The sequence below is a fragment of the Halocynthiibacter namhaensis genome, assembly GCF_000812685.1.
GTDB classification, from domain to species: domain Bacteria; phylum Pseudomonadota; class Alphaproteobacteria; order Rhodobacterales; family Rhodobacteraceae; genus Halocynthiibacter; species Halocynthiibacter namhaensis.
In genome coordinates this window covers 39,580-55,316 of the sequence record NZ_JWIF01000015.1, presented here as the reverse complement: position 1 = coordinate 55,316, position 15,737 = coordinate 39,580, and the positions used below count along the sequence as shown (strand labels likewise).

Here is a 15,737-nt window from a genome sequence, read left to right as displayed (position 1 = left end):
ATACGGCAGAGAAATTCCACGGACCAAACTTCTTTCCAGGCGTCAATGAAGGCGAACCTCACCGGCTTTGGCCTGCAAAGAAGATCGCCGCCTTTTTTAATACTTCCCTCTCCTCTCGCAGCAGCCGGACTTCCTTGCGAAGGCGTTCGTTCTCTTTCTCAACGTCTTCGTGAGGACCCGACATCAGGTCATCATACTGATGCTTTTGGACCCACTTGTTCAGCGTCGAAAGCCCAACCCCCAAATCAGAAGCCGCTTGTGGTCGTGTCAGTCCACTGGTCGTTGCGATACGCACTGCATCACGGCGAAACTCGTCAGTGTATCTCGTTGCCATTCTCAATCTCCTTCATAGCAAACATTGCTCAAAAGAGACCGGAACTAAACCGGGACAAGACCAGGCAGGCAACCGGAGATGCTATGAGCGTAGCCGAGGAAGCTGGCAATCCGATGATCCCCACATTCCTTGGAGGCATGGCAGCGGCAACAGCCTTGGGGGAAGTTAGTTCAGCCAGCAAGATCGGCGGGTTTAATGGGGCCGCAGGTAACCGGGCCATTGCCGGAGCAGCTCAAGTTGGGGCTGGCGCGGCGCTTGGATCGCTTCTCACTTCCGTCATGCCTATGTCCGGCGTGATGAATACAGTCGTGGAGAAGTTCCAATCTGATACCATCGGTATTGCCCGCACCGAACAAATTGGCGGATTTAAAAACACCATGGTTGGAGCAGTCCAGAACACGATGGTTGGGGCCAAGCAGTTCACCAAGGTTGGGATAGAACAGCGCTTGAATGTTGGCAAAACTAAGACCGTTGAGGTCGGAGAAGAATACACGACCCACACGGGTAAACGTGCAGCGCATTCCTCTGGAAAACTGTTTCAGATATCTTCGGAAGAAAAGTTTGAAGGTGCCGCCAATGTTTGGGAGATCAAAGCCAATGATACGATCATCCTGTCAGCGCCCGGTGGCTACATCGAAATTAATAAATCTGGTGTGAAAATTCGAGGCAATAAAGTTGAGATTGAAGGCAATGCCATTGACTTCAAATCCGGTGGCCCGGGCGAAGGCTCTAAATGCCTTCGTGCCATGGCCGCATCAGCCACACCCTTTGTGAGGTAATACATAATGTCCAATCCTGAAGCATGGGTATCTGACTGCCATTTAACCCTCCGGGAGACCGGGGAAGAGTATCGCTGCAATGTGGCTGTCTGGTGTCGATCTGCGGCAGAGTTCCGCAACAAGATCGCGCACTATTTGGAAAGCAGCCCGTATAAACTTCTTTGGGCAGAAGAAAGCCACACGGCTCTGGAGTACGTCCGTAAGCACGGTCATCAGGCTGTAATTGGCGGTATGGCCCGCAAGGTTCACCCCGGCCACTTGGTTGAGCTAGGGCCACTGATGCAAGCCGGGGCGCTTGATGCGGCTGTTGAGGAAGAAATCAGTTTCAAAGAAGCCTTACTTGCTCTTGATTACAAAAAGGAACCGGTCTTTGCGGTTCTGGATGGAGCGCATTTTGACAATCTTCCCAAGGCGCTATTTGACGGAGACTTTATCTCTCGATCACTCTATCTGGATCGAGGCGAAAACGACCCGGAGCAGATCATCACCGCGCCTCATATGGTGATCCTGAATGAGCAGAGCGAGAAGGTCACGGGTCGCAGCTATGACGATACCGTAGAGGCCATCCTCGATCTCATTGGCGACAAGCCCGCCGCCGTGTTCTGGCAATGCCCGGAGGGTGTGGACAAGCTTTATAAACATCTTAGAAGCATTAATATGGTGCTATACCCCAAAGAGATGCTTGAGGAGTGGGACGAGGTGGAGACTGAATCCCACGACGGGTCTACGCCGCCAGTAACAGACACCCACACAATGGTTCTATTCCGTCATGCTGACGCAAATGTGATCGCACAAGTGATCTTCGGCATGACGGGCCCAGAAATTGGCCGTTTTTTCGGCCCGGCTAACCGCCTTTTGTTTGAGCCAGATCCTGAATGGACAGATGAAAAGAACTGGCTTCAGGCTGAGATACCAGAAAGATTACCAGAAGCTCAAAAAGGCGTCTTGCGGCTATCGGAGAAAACACTAATTGGTGTTGAAAAGCGCCAGTTGACCATATCTCGCAAGCGGGTTTCAGATTATTTACATGAATCCGCACCAGAATACACTCAGAAGCTATCGCAAAAAGAACTTGAGGGGCTTGTTTTAAAATCAGAACAGGTTGGCGATAAAATTGGTTTACAAACCGAATATGGATTCGGGCTGTGGGCGTTGTTGGCGCTGATTACCGGGCAGGAAGTCCTGACAAATAACCAAGTGCTTACACATATCCGGGATACTCATCAATTGTCCGATGATATTGTCGAAGGAATTGTCGAGGATATTGCTAATGCCTCCCCCGAAGAATTGGAGGCGCTCTAATGGTATTACCATTCATAGCAGCCATTGTTGTAAGAGCCGCAGTGGGGTACGCGATAAAGACCGGGGTAAGAATTGCTGCTTCTGCCGCTGCGCGACGCGCCGCCGCAGCGGCAGCGGCAGCGGCTGCAAATAACGGCATTCGGTCAGGGCGGCGTATTTTGCAGCGTGAGATTCAACGCCGGAGAAACTGTCGGACTTGCCGCAAGATGGATGAACTCGTTAGCCCCTGTCAGTTGCTGGCAGGCGGACTACCGACCAACAGCTCTGGGTATAAAGGTGGATCATATGCAAGAACGCGAGGTGACGGATTTGAGGGTCACCATATGCCCGCGAGTGGTGCTTATCCCGTGAATGCTCGAACCGGTGTAATGCCGTCAATTCAAATGTCTCCAGACGATCACAGTCAAACGGCCAGTTGGGGTAGTAGTAGCGCTGCTAGCAACTACAGAAACCGTCAAAGGTCATTAATTCGCCAAGGAAAGCTTCGCGAAGCTTTCCTAATGGATGTTGTTGACATACAATCAAAATTTCCAGATGGCCGGTATAATGAAGCTATTGCCGACGCCGCCGCTTACATGGAATGTATAAATCAGAATAAACAAAAATATGGGCTCCCAGCAGGACAGGGTACGCCCGGGAGGAGACGTAGATGACAGACGAGATTTTTGTACCGCAGTCGCACTATCGCGATCTTTACTTTGGAATGTCGCCTGATGAAGTAAATAAGCTTCTAGGCGAACCGATAGCCAGCAGAAACCTTTGGGAAGAATTCAAATATAGCGATGATGAGTTACCATTCATAGAAAATTGTGTAGCAAAACAATACAGAGATTATGGGCCTTATCACGATGTTCTTGATGTCGAGTTTCACTTGGGAAAAGTGGTTGCGATCCATATTCAAGACGCGAAGCAACCTATAACCTTCTGTGGAATCAATCTATTTTCGAAGCAAAGGCGATCTGTAATCGATGAGCTGTCTAATTTGGACAAGGACTTATATGGACACAGAGAAAGTGGTTTTTGGGGAGAGTTGGGCATCATATCTACATGGCCAAGCGTTTGGAAGCAGCACGCCTATATCAAATTGGTGGACAGTGAGTATATTTTTGATCGTTTAGACTTTAACAATTTTGATCAACTTGATGCCCCGTTAAGATAGATTGACACATCATGCCTAAACCGATCGCCCTTCTTGGTCACATGCACGTCTGCCCCAAAGTTGACCCCGGCCCCAAACCTCACATTGGTGGCCCGGTGATGGATGCAGGGCAAAGCCTTGTAAAGTTCAACGGTGTCCCTCTAGCTATCGAAGGCGGCAAATGCACCTGCACTGGTATGCCAGGAACAGACAAGATGACTAAAGGTTCTAGCCTAGTAAAAATCAACGGCAAAGGCGTGATGCGTATAGGGGACAGCACCGCTCATGGAGGTAAGATAACGGTTGGGGCGCCGACCCTCATGTGCGACTAGGGGGTGTTTTTTTCTTCGTCATGGGTCTCACCTTTGGGGTATTTGGCTTTCCATAAATTAGTTAACAGCCTCCGGCTTCAGTTTGAAATGGTTCAGTCTCCGGCGCCTTTAGTCAACAAATCAGCATTCCACAATTCATCATAATAATTGCATTGCCATCTATCGAAACACGTAATTGTGTAACCCCGAATTTTCTGGTATTTCGGTCGAAAACAGGGCATATTTTTCCTAGGGAGAAGTTTGATGACCCATTTTGCGAATTGGTAGATCAAGATCTAGGTTAAAATAGCGCATATATACAGCAGCTTGTGCTGAAGTATATAAATTACCCGCCATTTGGCGCGGTGCGTAGGGTGTGTGTCTCACCGGGAGGTTCATAAACATAGCTGCCCTCAACCGCTTCCCAGTCGTGCTCTAGGTAATGCCAGCGCCCCTTCAGAACAAAGCCATGCACCGGGTTTGGGTGGCGATGACGGGACAGAACGCCTGCTTTGGTCACCTTCAGAAGGTTCATCCAATATCCCTGAGACACGTTCAGGCATAGGGGGCGGAAAAACACAGTTTCCGTCTGCTGCACCCACATGCGCGGATCGTTTTCGGACAATGCATCGGGAATGACGATATCCGGCAGTGCATCCTGTGGCATTGGGTGTTTGTAGGGTACGCGGGGGTTTGCGTCTTCATTGACCAGTGGCATGTGTGCTTCCTTTTGTGAGCGGGCCGTTACAGGCTTGGTGGGGGCATTGAGAACGCGAAACGATGCGGTCGTGTTTTTCGTTGTATTCCGCACGAAATGTCCATATTGTGGATGATAATCAATAATATGGACAGAATGTCCGGCTTGGGCAAAGAGTCAATTATGGAAGAGGAACTATGACTAAAACCGTTCAGGGAACACAGAGCTTCTCTCGCAATATCGACCTGCTGCAACATATCGCGGACCGCCCACGGCCGCCGGTCCTTCGCGAATTGATGGAAGAATGTAACCTGACCCGTCCGACGCTTTACCGCCTTCTGGCGGGGCTAGAGGCTGAAGATATGATTATTCAGACGACGGATCGGCGCTATAAACTAGGGCCACGTTTGGTCATGCTGGCGCGCCGAGCGCTTGCCCAATCTGACATCCGCGACATCGCGCGTAGCCTGTTGGAAACACTTCGAGATCGAACCGGCGAAACAGTACATCTGGCAGTCCCAAGCGGCGCAGGCCTTGTCTATATTGACAAGATCGAAAGCCACGAAACGGTGCGGATGGGATCAACAATCGGGACTTTTGTGCCTCTATATTCCAGCGGCGTGGGCAAGGCATATTTGGCGGCGCTGCCCAACGAGAAATGCGAAGCGATGCTTGAGGGCGTTACGCTTGATGCGATCACCCCATTCACCACGACCAATCCCGAGACGCTCAAGGCACAAATCGAAGCATGTCGGTCAGACGGGTATATATTTGATGATCAAGAGAACGAAGTTGGCATCGCCTGTTTCGGCGCTGCGATCTTTGACGACCGGGGCCTGCCTGCGGCCGCAGTTAGTGTCTCTGTTCCGCTATACCGGCTGCGCGACGATCCAGACAGCTATGCAAAGCCACTTTTGGAATGCGTCAGGGCGATTTCAGGAAACTTAGGGAGCCCGGAATAGGTTGCTCTGTCGAGACATGGCGGGAATTGAAGTTATGACGAAAAAAGCGGCGCTAGGCCCCAATGGGTGGAGGCCACAATTCGATTGAAGCCTCCACCGGATGTATGTCTGTCTCGCTACGACTAGTGTGCCCTTATGCAGGCAGCAACGCAGCGGGCAGGTTTTGGTAGCAAACTGGGCGCAAGAAGCGACGTATCGACAATGTACCAACGGAGGTTGCGCCGAAGTTCGTCGATGCAGGATAGGGCCCACCGTGGATCATTGCGTCGGCCACTTCTACACCGGTTGGGAAGCCATTCGCCAAGATGCGCCCCGCTTTGCGTTCAAGGACAGGCATCAAAGATTGCGCGGCAACCGTGTCGTCATCATCCATGTGCAAGGTACAGGTCAATTGGCCCTGCAGGCTTAGGGCAATCTCGCGCATTTCATCGACATTTTCCGCCAAAACGACCACACCGAGTGGGCCGAAGACCTCTTCTGCGAGGGCCTCATTTTGCAGCCAGTTTTGTGCAGTGGTGCGATAAAGGTAAGGTGTGGCATCGCGCTGATCACAGGTTGAGGTCAGCACATCTTGAACGCCAGAGGTTTGCGCAATACGGCGTTGGCCATCGCGGTAAGCTGAGGCAATTCCATCGGTCAGCATGGTTTGTGCGCCAGTCTCTGACAGGGCGTCATGCACTGATTTGACGAAGGCTTCGCCTGAATCTCCGGCGTGGACGATCGCGATGCCAGGGTTGGTGCAGAATTGGCCAGCCCCCATGGTCAATGATCCAGCCCAGCCTTTTGCGATGTCTTCACCGCGTGCGTTCTGTGCGTTGTTCAAGATGAACATCGGGTTGACTGACCCAAGCTCGCCGAAGAACGGAATGGGTTCTGGGCGCGCGGCACAAAGATCAAACAATGCACGGCCGCCTGCCAGAGAGCCCGTGAAACCAACCGCTTTGATCAAGGGATGTTGCACCAAAGCGCCGCCAACTTCGCGGTTTCCGCCTTGGATCAAGCTGAAGACACCGGGGTGCAGGTCACATGATTTGATGGCGGCAAGCACTGCTTCGGCAATAATTTCACTGGTTCCAGGGTGAGCGCTGTGGCCTTTGACGACAACAGGGCACCCTGCCGCGAAGGCCGCTGCTGTGTCGCCGCCTGCGGTGGAAAACGCGAGCGGGAAGTTGGACGCGCCAAATACCGCAATAGGCCCGATAGGACGTTGGATCATTTTAAGATCAGGGCGGGCGAGGGGCGCGCGATCTGGCAGTGCCACATCATGACGCTGATCAAGATAATCACCTTGCAAAATGTGGGATGCGAACAGACGCAGCTGACCTGTTGTGCGGCCGCGTTCACCTTGCAAACGGCCTTCTGGCAGGCCAGTTTCTTGGGTGCCGATTTCGGTGATCGCGTCAGCGCGGGCTTCGATTTCATCCGCGATGGCATTTAGGAAATTGGCGCGAACTTCGCGAGTGGTGTATCCGAAGCTCCAGAAGGCGTCTTCAGCAGCTTGGGCTGCGGCGTCAACATCTGACACGCGGCCAACGGAATAGCTATGCGCAGGCCCATGTGCTGGCGCAGAGGTGAAATCTTCGCTGCCCGTAAGCCATTCACCCGCGATGAGGTGCTTTCCGTGTGGGGTAAAAGTCATAAGTTTGCTCCGTATTCTGGATGTGTTTTTTGCGCGAATTCTACGCAGATTTGAATTTGTGGATATTGTATCCAATTTTTAGGATTTTGCAAGTCGCAGAGCATGCGCTCGCGCGTTTATTTGCCTTCTTGCGAACGCCGTGCCGTCACCATTTCTAGCAACTCATCACGGGTGCGCCTGATGTGGCGTTCCAGTAGGCTACAGGCGTTTTCAATGTCACCGGCTTTGGCATAGGCCAGCAATTGGCGGTGTTCGTCTTTGGCAGGCTCGCGCTGTTTCATGATGCTAAGATGCATGCGAATGTATCGGTCAGACTGTAGGCCGATCCGGTTCAGAAGTTCGCGGGTCAAATCGCGGTTAGAGGCGGCGTAAAGGGCGGCGTGATAGTCATAATTTAGCTCGCCCCATTGTCCGACGTCATCCCCGTCATAGGACGCTTCCATCTTTTGCATCAACTCTTCGCAACGGGAAAAATCGGCGGGCGTCATATTGGGGATCGCGCGGCGAAATAGATCGACTTCTAATAGTTCTCGCAGGTCAAAAATCTCGCCGATTTGGTCAATGGAATGGCGTATGACAGTGCCACCACGGTTGTTGGCCCAATCGACCAGACCTTCAGCGCTGAGACGTTTCAAGGCCTCGCGTATGGGCATGCGCGACACATCATATTCTGTGGCCAAGGCTTCTTGTCGGATGGCTTCGCCTTCGCCCAACTCGCCGCTTAAGATGCGCTCGCGCAAATCATTTGCGATGATCTCGGGGAGGCTCTGCTTGTTAACTGTCCGTTTGCCCACCATTCAATTGCCCTTTGCATCTACGCGTCTTTGATACTTACCCGAAAGACTGTTGGAAAGGCAGGGGATAAAATCGAAATTTTGCCCCCTGTTGTTTGGGGATTACGCGCCCCAGGTGTCGCTGAGGCGATACCCACCTGGCCAAGGATCATCAGGGTCCAGCATGTGTTGGTGAATACCAGTTACCCAGCCGCGCCCTGAGATTTCGGGCAAAATGGCGGGGGTCGTGCCGACGAGGGTTTCGCCAAGAATGCGCCCCGAAAAACGTGACCCGATGATGGACACGGCATCAAAGGTTTGGCCCGTTTTCATCTGCCCGCGCGCTGCCATCAGTGCCATGCGGGCGGAAACAGCTGTGCCTGTTGGGGAACGATCGACTTTGCCTGGCTGAATGGCGACGGCTGATTTCCCGGTGAGGCCGGTTTCCGTTTCACTGAGCGGCCCGCAGAAGGCACAGAACGAAATATGTTTCCAATCTGGGTTCTCAGGATGGTGAAAGCCAAGTTGGGCGTTTGCCGCATTGGTGATTTTCACGCCCAGACGGGCAATGTCTTTGGCCTCGTCTTCGTTGATGTCAAAGCCAAGCGATTGTGCATCGACGACAACAAAACTGTCACCGCCGTAAGCTGTATCAACCTTGATGCTGCCAAGGCCCTCGACCTCAAGTGTGGCATCAAGTTTATCCACAAAGGATGGCAGGTTTTGCACGAAAATGCGTTCGGCTTTGCCATTGCGGCATTCCGCCCGCACACGCACCAGGCCCCCCGGGGCTTCAAGCACCATCTCGGTTATCGGTTCCTGCATCGGGATCAGGCCGCCATCCAGCAACACAGTGGACACGCAAATCGAATTTGACCCTGACATCGGGGGGGTGTCTTCCGGCTCCATAATGATCCAGGCCGCGTCGGCCTCTGGGTGTTTGGGTGGCACAAGCAAGTTCACATGGCGAAAGACGCCGCCGCGCGGTTCATTCAGCACAAAATTTCTAAGGGTCTGGTCTTGCGCGATGAAGCTGCGCTGATCCCAAAGGGTTTCGCCTGGGGGCGGTAAGACACCGCCGACGATCACATCGCCGACTTCGCCTTCCGCATGAGCAGAGATGACATGGATGGTTTTGCTGCTGCGCATGGTGTTCTCCGGTTAGAAACGTTCAGGCCTATAGGCGTCGGTTGCGATGGGGGATGGGGTGTTTTGCACAAGTGCGGTGACGATCTCGGCGGTGGCGGCGGATTGGGTGAGGCCAAGGTGACCGTGCCCAAAGGCATAGATCACATTGGCGGCATGCGGTGACGCGCCAATCACGGGCAAGCTGTCAGGCGTTGAGGGGCGAAACCCCATCCACTGCGTGCCTCCTTTGGCGTTTAGGCCGGGCAGAAAGCTAGCTGCCTTTTGTAGAAGAATGTCAGAACGCTTATAATTTGGCGGCAGGTTCAATCCACCCATTTCCGCAGCCCCGCCGACCCGTACGCCATCATTTATCCCGGACACAACAAAGCCATGACCGCCAAATGTGAGATGCGTGCGAATGTCAAAGGCACCGGCGGGCAGGGTGGTGTTGTAGCCGCGTTCTGTTTCAAGCGGGATGTGATCACCCAAGGTTTTGGCCAGGTGATGAGACCAAGCGCCAGCAGCGACGATCACTTTTTCGGCGGTCTCTGTGCCGTTGGAATGGCTTACGCAGATGTGGTTTTCGTGTGGGGTGATGGCTTGGACATCGCTACGTTCAATCGTGCCGCCAAGCGCAAGAAAGGCCTGGGCAAGATGTTCCGTCCAGGTCTTGGGATCCACAGTGTTGATCCAATCGGGGGTGAAGCCAGCATGAGTAAAGCGCGCATCAATTCCGGGCTGAATTTCTGCAATGGCCTCGGGGCTTTGAAGTAGGTCAAAGCGGATGCCATGATCGCGGCGCAGGTCCCAACCGGGCAGGCTTGCACGGAATTCTGTTTCGCCTTCAAATAATTGCAGCTGCCCTTGGCGCTTGATTAGGTCTTCGCCGTCCGTGGCTTTGATCTGGCGTTCCAAAGCGCTGCGGGCCAGATCCATCAACGTGCTTTGTGCCTTAACGGAATGCGCGTAACGATCCTGCCAGCTGGCGCGCCAAAACCGCAACATCCAAGGTGCTATCTTCAATGCATATCGCGGGGGGATTGATAGCGGGCCAAGCGGATCTAGCAGCCATTTCGGGGCTTTGCGCATGATGCCAGGTGTGGCCAGCGGAACAATATCGGTAAAAGCGAAGGCGCCCGCGTTGCCAAGAGACGCGCCCATGGCAATGCCGTCACGATCAAACACGCGAACACGGTGACCTGCGCGGGTCAATTCAAGGGCTGTGCTGATACCGATGATACCGGCGCCAATCACGATGATATCGCTGGGCGCGCTCACAAATAAATGCCCTTGCGAAAGGGGTCGGTTGCGTCGAAGATCAACGTGCTTTCGGCCATGATCCAAGCTTGGCCCTTTAAGGTGGGAATGACGCCGCCGTTTTGACCGGGTTGGTATGACGCTTGGTACGCGCTGCCGATGACGCTTTCCAAAATAATTTCGTGCCCAGGATTTAAGCGGTTTGATGCCGCCAGACACGCCAGATACGCCGAGCTGCCCGTACCGCAGGGGGATCGATCATATTCATCGTCGGGGCATAATACGAAGTTACGGCTGTGGGCACCGGTTTCGGGGTCAGGCCCGCGCAGAATGACATGGTCGATGGCTTCCCCATTTGGGCCGCCGATGCTGCGCGCATTACAGGCGTCGCGTGTGGCAATGGCGAGGTCGGCTAAAGCGGGGATGTTGGCAGTGGTGACGGCCAGCGGGCTTGGATCGATGATGTAGAACCAATTGCCGCCATAGGCGACGTCGCCACTGACTGTGCCATGGTCTGGCACGTCAACCGTCACATTGGCGTGTATCTGGTGGCTTTCGATATTGGTCACCGAGACCGTATTGGCGTCATGCACATCGACAGTGACGATGCCTGCCGGGGTCTCTATTTTGTGTGTCCCGGTGGAGATGCGGCCCATGTGTAACAGCGTTACCGCCAGCCCAATGGTGCCATGCCCACACATGCCAAGCACGGCTTCGGCGTCAAAATATATAACGCCAGTGACGCAATCTGCATTGGTAGGTTCCACCAGCAGCGCGCCAACCATGCCCGCCTGTCCGCGGGGCTCCAGCATGACTGATTTATAAAAGTCTTGATGGTGGTCGGCCAGCGTCTGCGCACGGATATCCAACGACCCCAACCCAAGGTTGGGACCGCCATCAAGGATCACCCGTGTGGGCATCCCACCGGTGTGGCTATCAATTACATGCATTCAGCGATGATCCCGCCTTGCTTTGACCAATCGGCGAACCATGCGTTGAACAGGGCATATTGTTGTTCACAATAGTTGCGCTGGGCGTCGGAAAGTTCGTCAGTTTCGTAGAAATGCAGGCGGTATTCTTCTTCGCCGTTCAGCACGAGAAGGTATTTGTAATAGAGAACAAGATCGGTGCCTTCATCAAAGCTGGCCAGCACGCCAAAGGCCTCTTCCAGTTCCAATGCGCGCGTCCGAGCTTCGGCGTTGCCGGCAGCAGCTTTCTTTGCGAGAGACGCAAGAAGCAGTGCTTCTTTTGGCAGGGCGGTGCCGATGCCCGTGATAGACCCTGTTGCGCCACAGTTGACGAAACCATGATAGACTTCGGTGTCAACGCCAACCATCAGGGTGACTTCGCTGTCGTGGCTGGTGATATGTTCCGCTGCATAGCGCAAATCGTCTTTGCCGCCGAATTCTTTGAAACCAATCAGGTTCTTGTGTTCCGCACGCAGAGCGAAGAACAGGTCAGCCTTGGTGGCAAAACCATATACCGGGCTGTTGTAGATGATCGCGGGCACGTCAGGCGCCGCTTCTAGGATTGCCTTGAAGTGGCTTTTCTGTGCCGCAGGGGAAGATCCACGTGAGAGAACGCGTGGAATTACCATAAGCCCAACTGCGCCAACTTTTTGCGCATGTGCGGCATGGGCCACGGCGGATTTTGAGTTGATCGCACCGGTGCCAACAACAACGGGAATGCCAGCTTCGACCAAACGTTCAACACCAGTCATACGTTCTTGATCGCTGAGCAAAGGCCAATCACCCATAGAGCCGCAATAAACAACCGCAGACATGCCCGCTGCGATCATTTCGCGGCCTTTTTTCACAAGCGCGTCAAAGTCAGGTGTACGATCGGCTTTGCATGGGGTCATGAGGGCGGGCATGGTGCCGGTGAAGATGTTCTCAGACATAGGGGTGTCCCTTTTTGTTTCGCGATTGATTGCGGTTCGGGTTGGCGGTTGCCAAGTAAATATGTGCTTTGCCTCTGTTTTTGACTGGCAAAAGAGACTCGGCATAAGTTGAATACAATAATTGGATCCAAAATCCAATCACAAATTTACCGTCATGAATTCACCACGCGGCAAGGAGAATTTCCGGCCCGTTACCAATCGGATGGCCACTGCATATACGGCCCAATTCAAGCAAAGCAGATCAGGCATTCACCGGTTGCGATTTAGGCGACCGTTGAGCGCATATTATTGCCGGACTGTCGCCGAAAGGTCGTAGATCAGACCAAGAGTTTCGCAATGCTAGGTTTATCGTAGTTTGCGCCACATAACAGAACGACATTGGTTTTCCCTGCATATCGTTCGGGTGACGCCAGCAGGGGCGCCAGTGCCATGGCAGCTGCACCTTCCACGATCATGTTCTCGGTCCATGCCATGATCTTCAATGCTTCTGCGATCGCTTGTTCATCAATATGGATGATTTCGTCAATGACTTCGGTTGCGAGGGGAAGTGTCAGTGAATTCGCATCCACCCCGCCTGCGACGCCATCGGCCAATGTATCAAAATGTTCAGTTTCGACGATTTGCCCAGCCTTGATAGAGGCGGCCAAAGCGGCAGTATTTGTTGCGCTGACGCCGATGATTTTCGTGACCGGCGACATCGATTTCATCACGGACCCAATGCCAGAGATCAAACCGCCACCCCCCATGGAAATTAAAATATTGTCGATCTGTGGCATTTGTTCCAGCAGTTCTAGACCGATGGTCCCTTGTCCTGCGATGACGTCTGCGTCGTTGTATGGCGACACATATGTGTGGCCTTCGGCTTGTGCCAGCGATCGCGCGTGTACCTCGGCCAAGGATGAATCTGCGCCTGCGATAATGACACGGGTGCCGAAGGATTCAATCTTTTCACGTTTCTGGGCTATCACGTTTTCTGGCAGGACCACTGTTAGATTATGCCCTGTGCGTTGCGCTGCAAGGGAACACGCGATTCCATGATTGCCCGAAGAGGCCGTGATCACCGGGCGATCAATCGGCAGTCCGCTTAGCTTTGCAGAGGCCCCGCGCAGCTTAAAGGATCCGGTGAATTGAAAGTTCTCGGTCTTATAGTGAATCTCGGTACCTGCCGGCAGTGTCATGCGGGTTGGCAGTAGGTCGGTTTTGCGAATGAGATGCGCGATGCGTCGCCGTGTGATGGCAGACAGGGATGCGGACTGTAGCACTTGCTTGGAGGGGGAGTTTGAGGGGAGAGTCATGATGAGGCTTTCGTATCTTGAGCCGCCAAGGCAGCGCGATAGACGGTTAATGCGGCGGCGGCATCTTGAACGGCAAGCCCGGTTAAATCCGCAATTGTAATGTCGGCGTCATTGATGCGCCCAGGATGTGTACGCCCAAGAATGTGTCCCAGTTCAGTGGTGTTCTTTTCAGACAGAAATCCGGCGCGATGTGCCGACTGGAATTCACCGTGATCTAGCGACTGTGATAAAGCATCACACACATGCAGGTCGGCCCGCTTGATCAAATCAACGTCTAGTTCTTGTTTGCCGGGGCTGTCAGCACCGATTGCTGTGATATGTGTGCCTGGGCGGATCCAATCTGCATGGATCAAGTGGCTTGTGGATGGGGTCGTGGTGATGATCACATCGCTTTGAGAACAGGCTTCTTTTAGGTCGTCCGTTGGTCGGGTATCTAAGCCAGTCAAAGCGATCTCGGACGACAGTTGTTTGGCTTGGTCGAAGTTGCGGGCCCAGAACGTGAATTCTATGTTCTGGGGTTTCGCCAGAAAATGCAGACATTGCGCTTGGTGTCGTGCCTGCGTGCCGCCGCCGACCACAAGCACTTTCGAAAAATTGGGTTGCGCTAAGGCCATGGTCGCAACCGCACCGCCCAGTCCTGTGCGGATGTCGGTCAACCAGCCGTCATCTTGAAGTATTGCAAGGGATTGGCCCGTCTCTGAGCTTAACAATAGAACCAAGCCGTTTGAGCTTGGCAAGCCGTGTGCGGGGTTGTCGTAAAAGCCGGTCGCGACTTTGACCGCGAAGCCCTCCGTCCCATGGATAAAACCAGATTTCACGTGGCAATCGCCACGTGCGCTTGGAAACCCCAAATATGTCACATCAGGCGATTCAACAGTGTCCTGAGACTGTGCGATATAGGCGTTGCGTATGGCGTCTGCCCCAGCTGATAGGTCAAACAGGTCCAAAATTTCATTTCGGGAAAGTTGCATGGGTGTCTTTGTCATAAAGTGAATTTATTCCGTCTTGACGATTTGATTGGACTAAAATATCTAAATTATACAAATCTGTCAATTTCTTGAATTCCTGCGAAAGGACACCCCATGTTCAGCCCTGATTTCCATCCTTTTAAGGTCGAACAGTTTCTGTCTGAGTTGGAACATGGCGTGAAGTTCAATTTCTCAGAAAGTGGCGTGCATCCGATGTCATTTCAGGGGCTGGTTGATCTAGCCGAAATTGATATGCCGACCCTGATGGAAACCATGATTGATTATCCGCAGGTGAACGGAAAGCAGTCTTTGCGAGATACAATATCTGGATTCTATCCGGGGGCGTCATCAGAAGGGGTGATGATCACAGTCGGGGCGACAGAAGCGAATACATTGGTGGCCAGCACCCTGCTTGAACCAGGTGACAACATCGTTTGCTTCCGTCCAACCTATGAACAAATTTCCGGCAACGCGGCCAATCGTGGGAATGAAGTTCGTTGGGTTGATCTGATTGAAACCAATGATTGGGGTGTTGATACGGATGCGTTGGCAAAAGCCGTTGATGAGAAAACCCGAATTATACATGTGGTGAACCCGAACAATCCGACGGGCCGGGTGTTAACCGCAGGTGATCGCGCCCAGATTATTGCGGCGGCTGCGTCGGTTGGCGCATGGATCGTCGCGGATGAAGTCTATGCCGGCACGGAACGCGAAGGCGATGTTGAAACGCCATCTTTTTGGGGAACCTATGATCGCGTGTTGATTGTCAATTCTATGTCAAAGGCTTACGGGCTTCCTGGCTTGCGCCTTGGATGGTTGGTTGGTCCGGAAGAGATCATAACACAGTGTTGGCGGCGGCATGAATATGCGTCGATTGCCAGTTCGATGCTATCAATGGAACTTGCGGACAAAGCGCTTGCGGAACCTGCCAGGTCAAAGTTGAAGATCCGTGCGAAGGCATTGATCAGAACGGGATTTGATGTTTTAACCGAAGGGCTTGCACAGCACCCGGGTGTGTTTTCAGTTGTCCCACCCGAAGCGTCTGCCATGTCGTTTGTGGGGTTTGATCTGCCTATTTCATCGGAAGATTTGTGTATGCGCCTTCTTCGAGAGAAGAACTTGTTGTTGATCCCTGGGTCGCGTTTCGGGGTTGAGGGGCATTTTCGGTTTAGCTCAGCTTTGCCGGAAGACCATTTGCGGGAAGGGCTTGTGCATCTCAATGCGCTGACTGCAGACATTCTACAGGGACGTTGA

General features: G+C 53.2%; 16 protein-coding genes. 6 read left to right on the top strand and 10 right to left on the bottom strand.

Going from position 1 to position 15,737, the window contains the following annotated elements:
- Nucleotides 1-58: 58 nt before the first annotated feature.
- Nucleotides 59-334 (bottom strand): IS3 family transposase, encoded by a 276-nt coding sequence (locus RJ38_RS02875; RefSeq protein WP_039017392.1) that lies wholly within the window; start codon nucleotides 332-334, stop codon nucleotides 59-61.
- An 83-nt stretch (nucleotides 335-417) separates the two neighbouring features.
- On the opposite strand from RJ38_RS02875, the gene RJ38_RS02870 reads away from it, so the two are divergent.
- The 4 genes from RJ38_RS02870 to RJ38_RS19455 all read left to right on the top strand — a co-directional run bounded on the left by RJ38_RS02870 (nucleotide 418) and on the right by RJ38_RS19455 (nucleotide 3,885).
- The gene (locus RJ38_RS02870) at nucleotides 418-1,113 is read left to right on the top strand and encodes a bacteriophage T4 gp5 trimerisation domain-containing protein (protein ID WP_039017391.1); all 696 of its coding nucleotides are present in this window, start codon (nucleotides 418-420) and stop codon (nucleotides 1,111-1,113) included.
- Nucleotides 1,114-1,119: 6 nt separating this feature from the next.
- Complete coding sequence (locus tag RJ38_RS02865) at nucleotides 1,120-2,415, top strand: DUF4123 domain-containing protein (protein ID WP_156121730.1); 1,296 nt, start codon at nucleotides 1,120-1,122, stop codon at nucleotides 2,413-2,415.
- A gap of 649 nt (nucleotides 2,416-3,064) precedes the next feature.
- Complete coding sequence (locus tag RJ38_RS02855; protein ID WP_039017388.1) at nucleotides 3,065-3,574, top strand: hypothetical protein; 510 nt, start codon at nucleotides 3,065-3,067, stop codon at nucleotides 3,572-3,574.
- A gap of 11 nt (nucleotides 3,575-3,585) precedes the next feature.
- Entirely contained in the window at nucleotides 3,586-3,885 is a 300-nt protein-coding gene (locus RJ38_RS19455) for a PAAR domain-containing protein (protein WP_039017387.1), read from the top strand.
- A gap of 325 nt (nucleotides 3,886-4,210) precedes the next feature.
- On the opposite strand, the gene RJ38_RS02845 is transcribed toward RJ38_RS19455, so the two are convergent.
- The gene (locus RJ38_RS02845; RefSeq protein WP_238321629.1) at nucleotides 4,211-4,582 is read right to left on the bottom strand and encodes a 2,4'-dihydroxyacetophenone dioxygenase family protein; all 372 of its coding nucleotides are present in this window, start codon (nucleotides 4,580-4,582) and stop codon (nucleotides 4,211-4,213) included.
- 176 nt (nucleotides 4,583-4,758) lie between these two features.
- Here RJ38_RS02845 and RJ38_RS02840 point away from each other — a divergent pair, with 176 nt between their 5' ends.
- Nucleotides 4,759-5,523: an IclR family transcriptional regulator gene (locus RJ38_RS02840; protein WP_039017386.1), complete on the top strand. Its 765-nt coding sequence runs from the start codon at nucleotides 4,759-4,761 to the stop codon at nucleotides 5,521-5,523.
- A gap of 133 nt (nucleotides 5,524-5,656) precedes the next feature.
- On the opposite strand, the gene RJ38_RS02835 is transcribed toward RJ38_RS02840, so the two are convergent.
- From RJ38_RS02835 to RJ38_RS02800, 8 genes are all read right to left on the bottom strand, one after another.
- Nucleotides 5,657-7,162 carry an aldehyde dehydrogenase (NADP(+)) gene (locus RJ38_RS02835; RefSeq protein ID WP_039017385.1) on the bottom strand — a complete coding sequence of 502 codons (1,506 nt, stop codon included), beginning with the start codon at nucleotides 7,160-7,162 and terminating at the stop codon, nucleotides 5,657-5,659.
- A 116-nt stretch (nucleotides 7,163-7,278) separates the two neighbouring features.
- Entirely contained in the window at nucleotides 7,279-7,959 is a 681-nt protein-coding gene (locus tag RJ38_RS02830) for a GntR family transcriptional regulator (RefSeq protein ID WP_039017384.1), read from the bottom strand.
- A 99-nt stretch (nucleotides 7,960-8,058) separates the two neighbouring features.
- On the bottom strand, nucleotides 8,059-9,084 hold the full coding sequence (locus tag RJ38_RS02825; RefSeq protein WP_039017383.1) for a trans-3-hydroxy-L-proline dehydratase: 1,026 nt from the start codon (nucleotides 9,082-9,084) through the stop codon (nucleotides 8,059-8,061).
- Between the two features lie 12 nt (nucleotides 9,085-9,096).
- Nucleotides 9,097-10,341: an NAD(P)/FAD-dependent oxidoreductase gene (locus RJ38_RS02820; RefSeq protein WP_039017382.1), complete on the bottom strand. Its 1,245-nt coding sequence runs from the start codon at nucleotides 10,339-10,341 to the stop codon at nucleotides 9,097-9,099.
- Nucleotides 10,338-11,270 (bottom strand): 4-hydroxyproline epimerase, encoded by a 933-nt coding sequence (locus RJ38_RS02815; RefSeq protein ID WP_039017381.1) that lies wholly within the window; start codon nucleotides 11,268-11,270, stop codon nucleotides 10,338-10,340. Before RJ38_RS02815 ends, RJ38_RS02820 begins: the two co-directional genes overlap by 4 nt.
- On the bottom strand, nucleotides 11,261-12,220 hold the full coding sequence (locus tag RJ38_RS02810; RefSeq protein ID WP_039017380.1) for a dihydrodipicolinate synthase family protein: 960 nt from the start codon (nucleotides 12,218-12,220) through the stop codon (nucleotides 11,261-11,263). Before RJ38_RS02810 ends, RJ38_RS02815 begins: the two co-directional genes overlap by 10 nt.
- Nucleotides 12,221-12,537: 317 nt before the next feature.
- Complete coding sequence (locus RJ38_RS02805; RefSeq protein ID WP_052245150.1) at nucleotides 12,538-13,515, bottom strand: pyridoxal-phosphate dependent enzyme; 978 nt, start codon at nucleotides 13,513-13,515, stop codon at nucleotides 12,538-12,540.
- Nucleotides 13,512-14,501, bottom strand: a complete 990-nt coding sequence (locus RJ38_RS02800) for an ornithine cyclodeaminase family protein (protein ID WP_082005606.1) — start codon at nucleotides 14,499-14,501, stop codon at nucleotides 13,512-13,514. The genes RJ38_RS02805 and RJ38_RS02800 overlap by 4 nt, the downstream gene beginning before the upstream one ends.
- A 96-nt stretch (nucleotides 14,502-14,597) precedes the next feature.
- On the opposite strand from RJ38_RS02800, the gene RJ38_RS02795 reads away from it, so the two are divergent.
- Complete coding sequence (locus RJ38_RS02795) at nucleotides 14,598-15,737, top strand: aminotransferase class I/II-fold pyridoxal phosphate-dependent enzyme (RefSeq protein WP_039017378.1); 1,140 nt, start codon at nucleotides 14,598-14,600, stop codon at nucleotides 15,735-15,737.

Coding starts and splice junctions, on each gene's coding strand:
- RJ38_RS02810 (WP_039017380.1), bottom strand. CDS start 12,220: ATGTCTGAGAACATCTTCACCGGCACCATGCCCGCCCTCATGACCCCA.
- RJ38_RS02845 (WP_238321629.1), bottom strand. CDS start 4,582: ATGCCACTGGTCAATGAAGACGCAAACCCCCGCGTACCCTACAAACAC.
- RJ38_RS02870 (WP_039017391.1), top strand. CDS start 418: ATGAGCGTAGCCGAGGAAGCTGGCAATCCGATGATCCCCACATTCCTT.
- RJ38_RS02875 (WP_039017392.1), bottom strand. CDS start 334: ATGGCAACGAGATACACTGACGAGTTTCGCCGTGATGCAGTGCGTATC.
- RJ38_RS02830 (WP_039017384.1), bottom strand. CDS start 7,959: ATGGTGGGCAAACGGACAGTTAACAAGCAGAGCCTCCCCGAGATCATC.
- RJ38_RS02835 (WP_039017385.1), bottom strand. CDS start 7,162: ATGACTTTTACCCCACACGGAAAGCACCTCATCGCGGGTGAATGGCTT.
- RJ38_RS02795 (WP_039017378.1), top strand. CDS start 14,598: ATGTTCAGCCCTGATTTCCATCCTTTTAAGGTCGAACAGTTTCTGTCT.
- RJ38_RS02825 (WP_039017383.1), bottom strand. CDS start 9,084: ATGCGCAGCAGCAAAACCATCCATGTCATCTCTGCTCATGCGGAAGGC.
- RJ38_RS02815 (WP_039017381.1), bottom strand. CDS start 11,270: ATGCATGTAATTGATAGCCACACCGGTGGGATGCCCACACGGGTGATC.
- RJ38_RS02855 (WP_039017388.1), top strand. CDS start 3,065: ATGACAGACGAGATTTTTGTACCGCAGTCGCACTATCGCGATCTTTAC.
- RJ38_RS19455 (WP_039017387.1), top strand. CDS start 3,586: ATGCCTAAACCGATCGCCCTTCTTGGTCACATGCACGTCTGCCCCAAA.
- RJ38_RS02805 (WP_052245150.1), bottom strand. CDS start 13,515: ATGACTCTCCCCTCAAACTCCCCCTCCAAGCAAGTGCTACAGTCCGCA.
- RJ38_RS02800 (WP_082005606.1), bottom strand. CDS start 14,501: ATGACAAAGACACCCATGCAACTTTCCCGAAATGAAATTTTGGACCTG.
- RJ38_RS02865 (WP_156121730.1), top strand. CDS start 1,120: ATGTCCAATCCTGAAGCATGGGTATCTGACTGCCATTTAACCCTCCGG.
- RJ38_RS02840 (WP_039017386.1), top strand. CDS start 4,759: ATGACTAAAACCGTTCAGGGAACACAGAGCTTCTCTCGCAATATCGAC.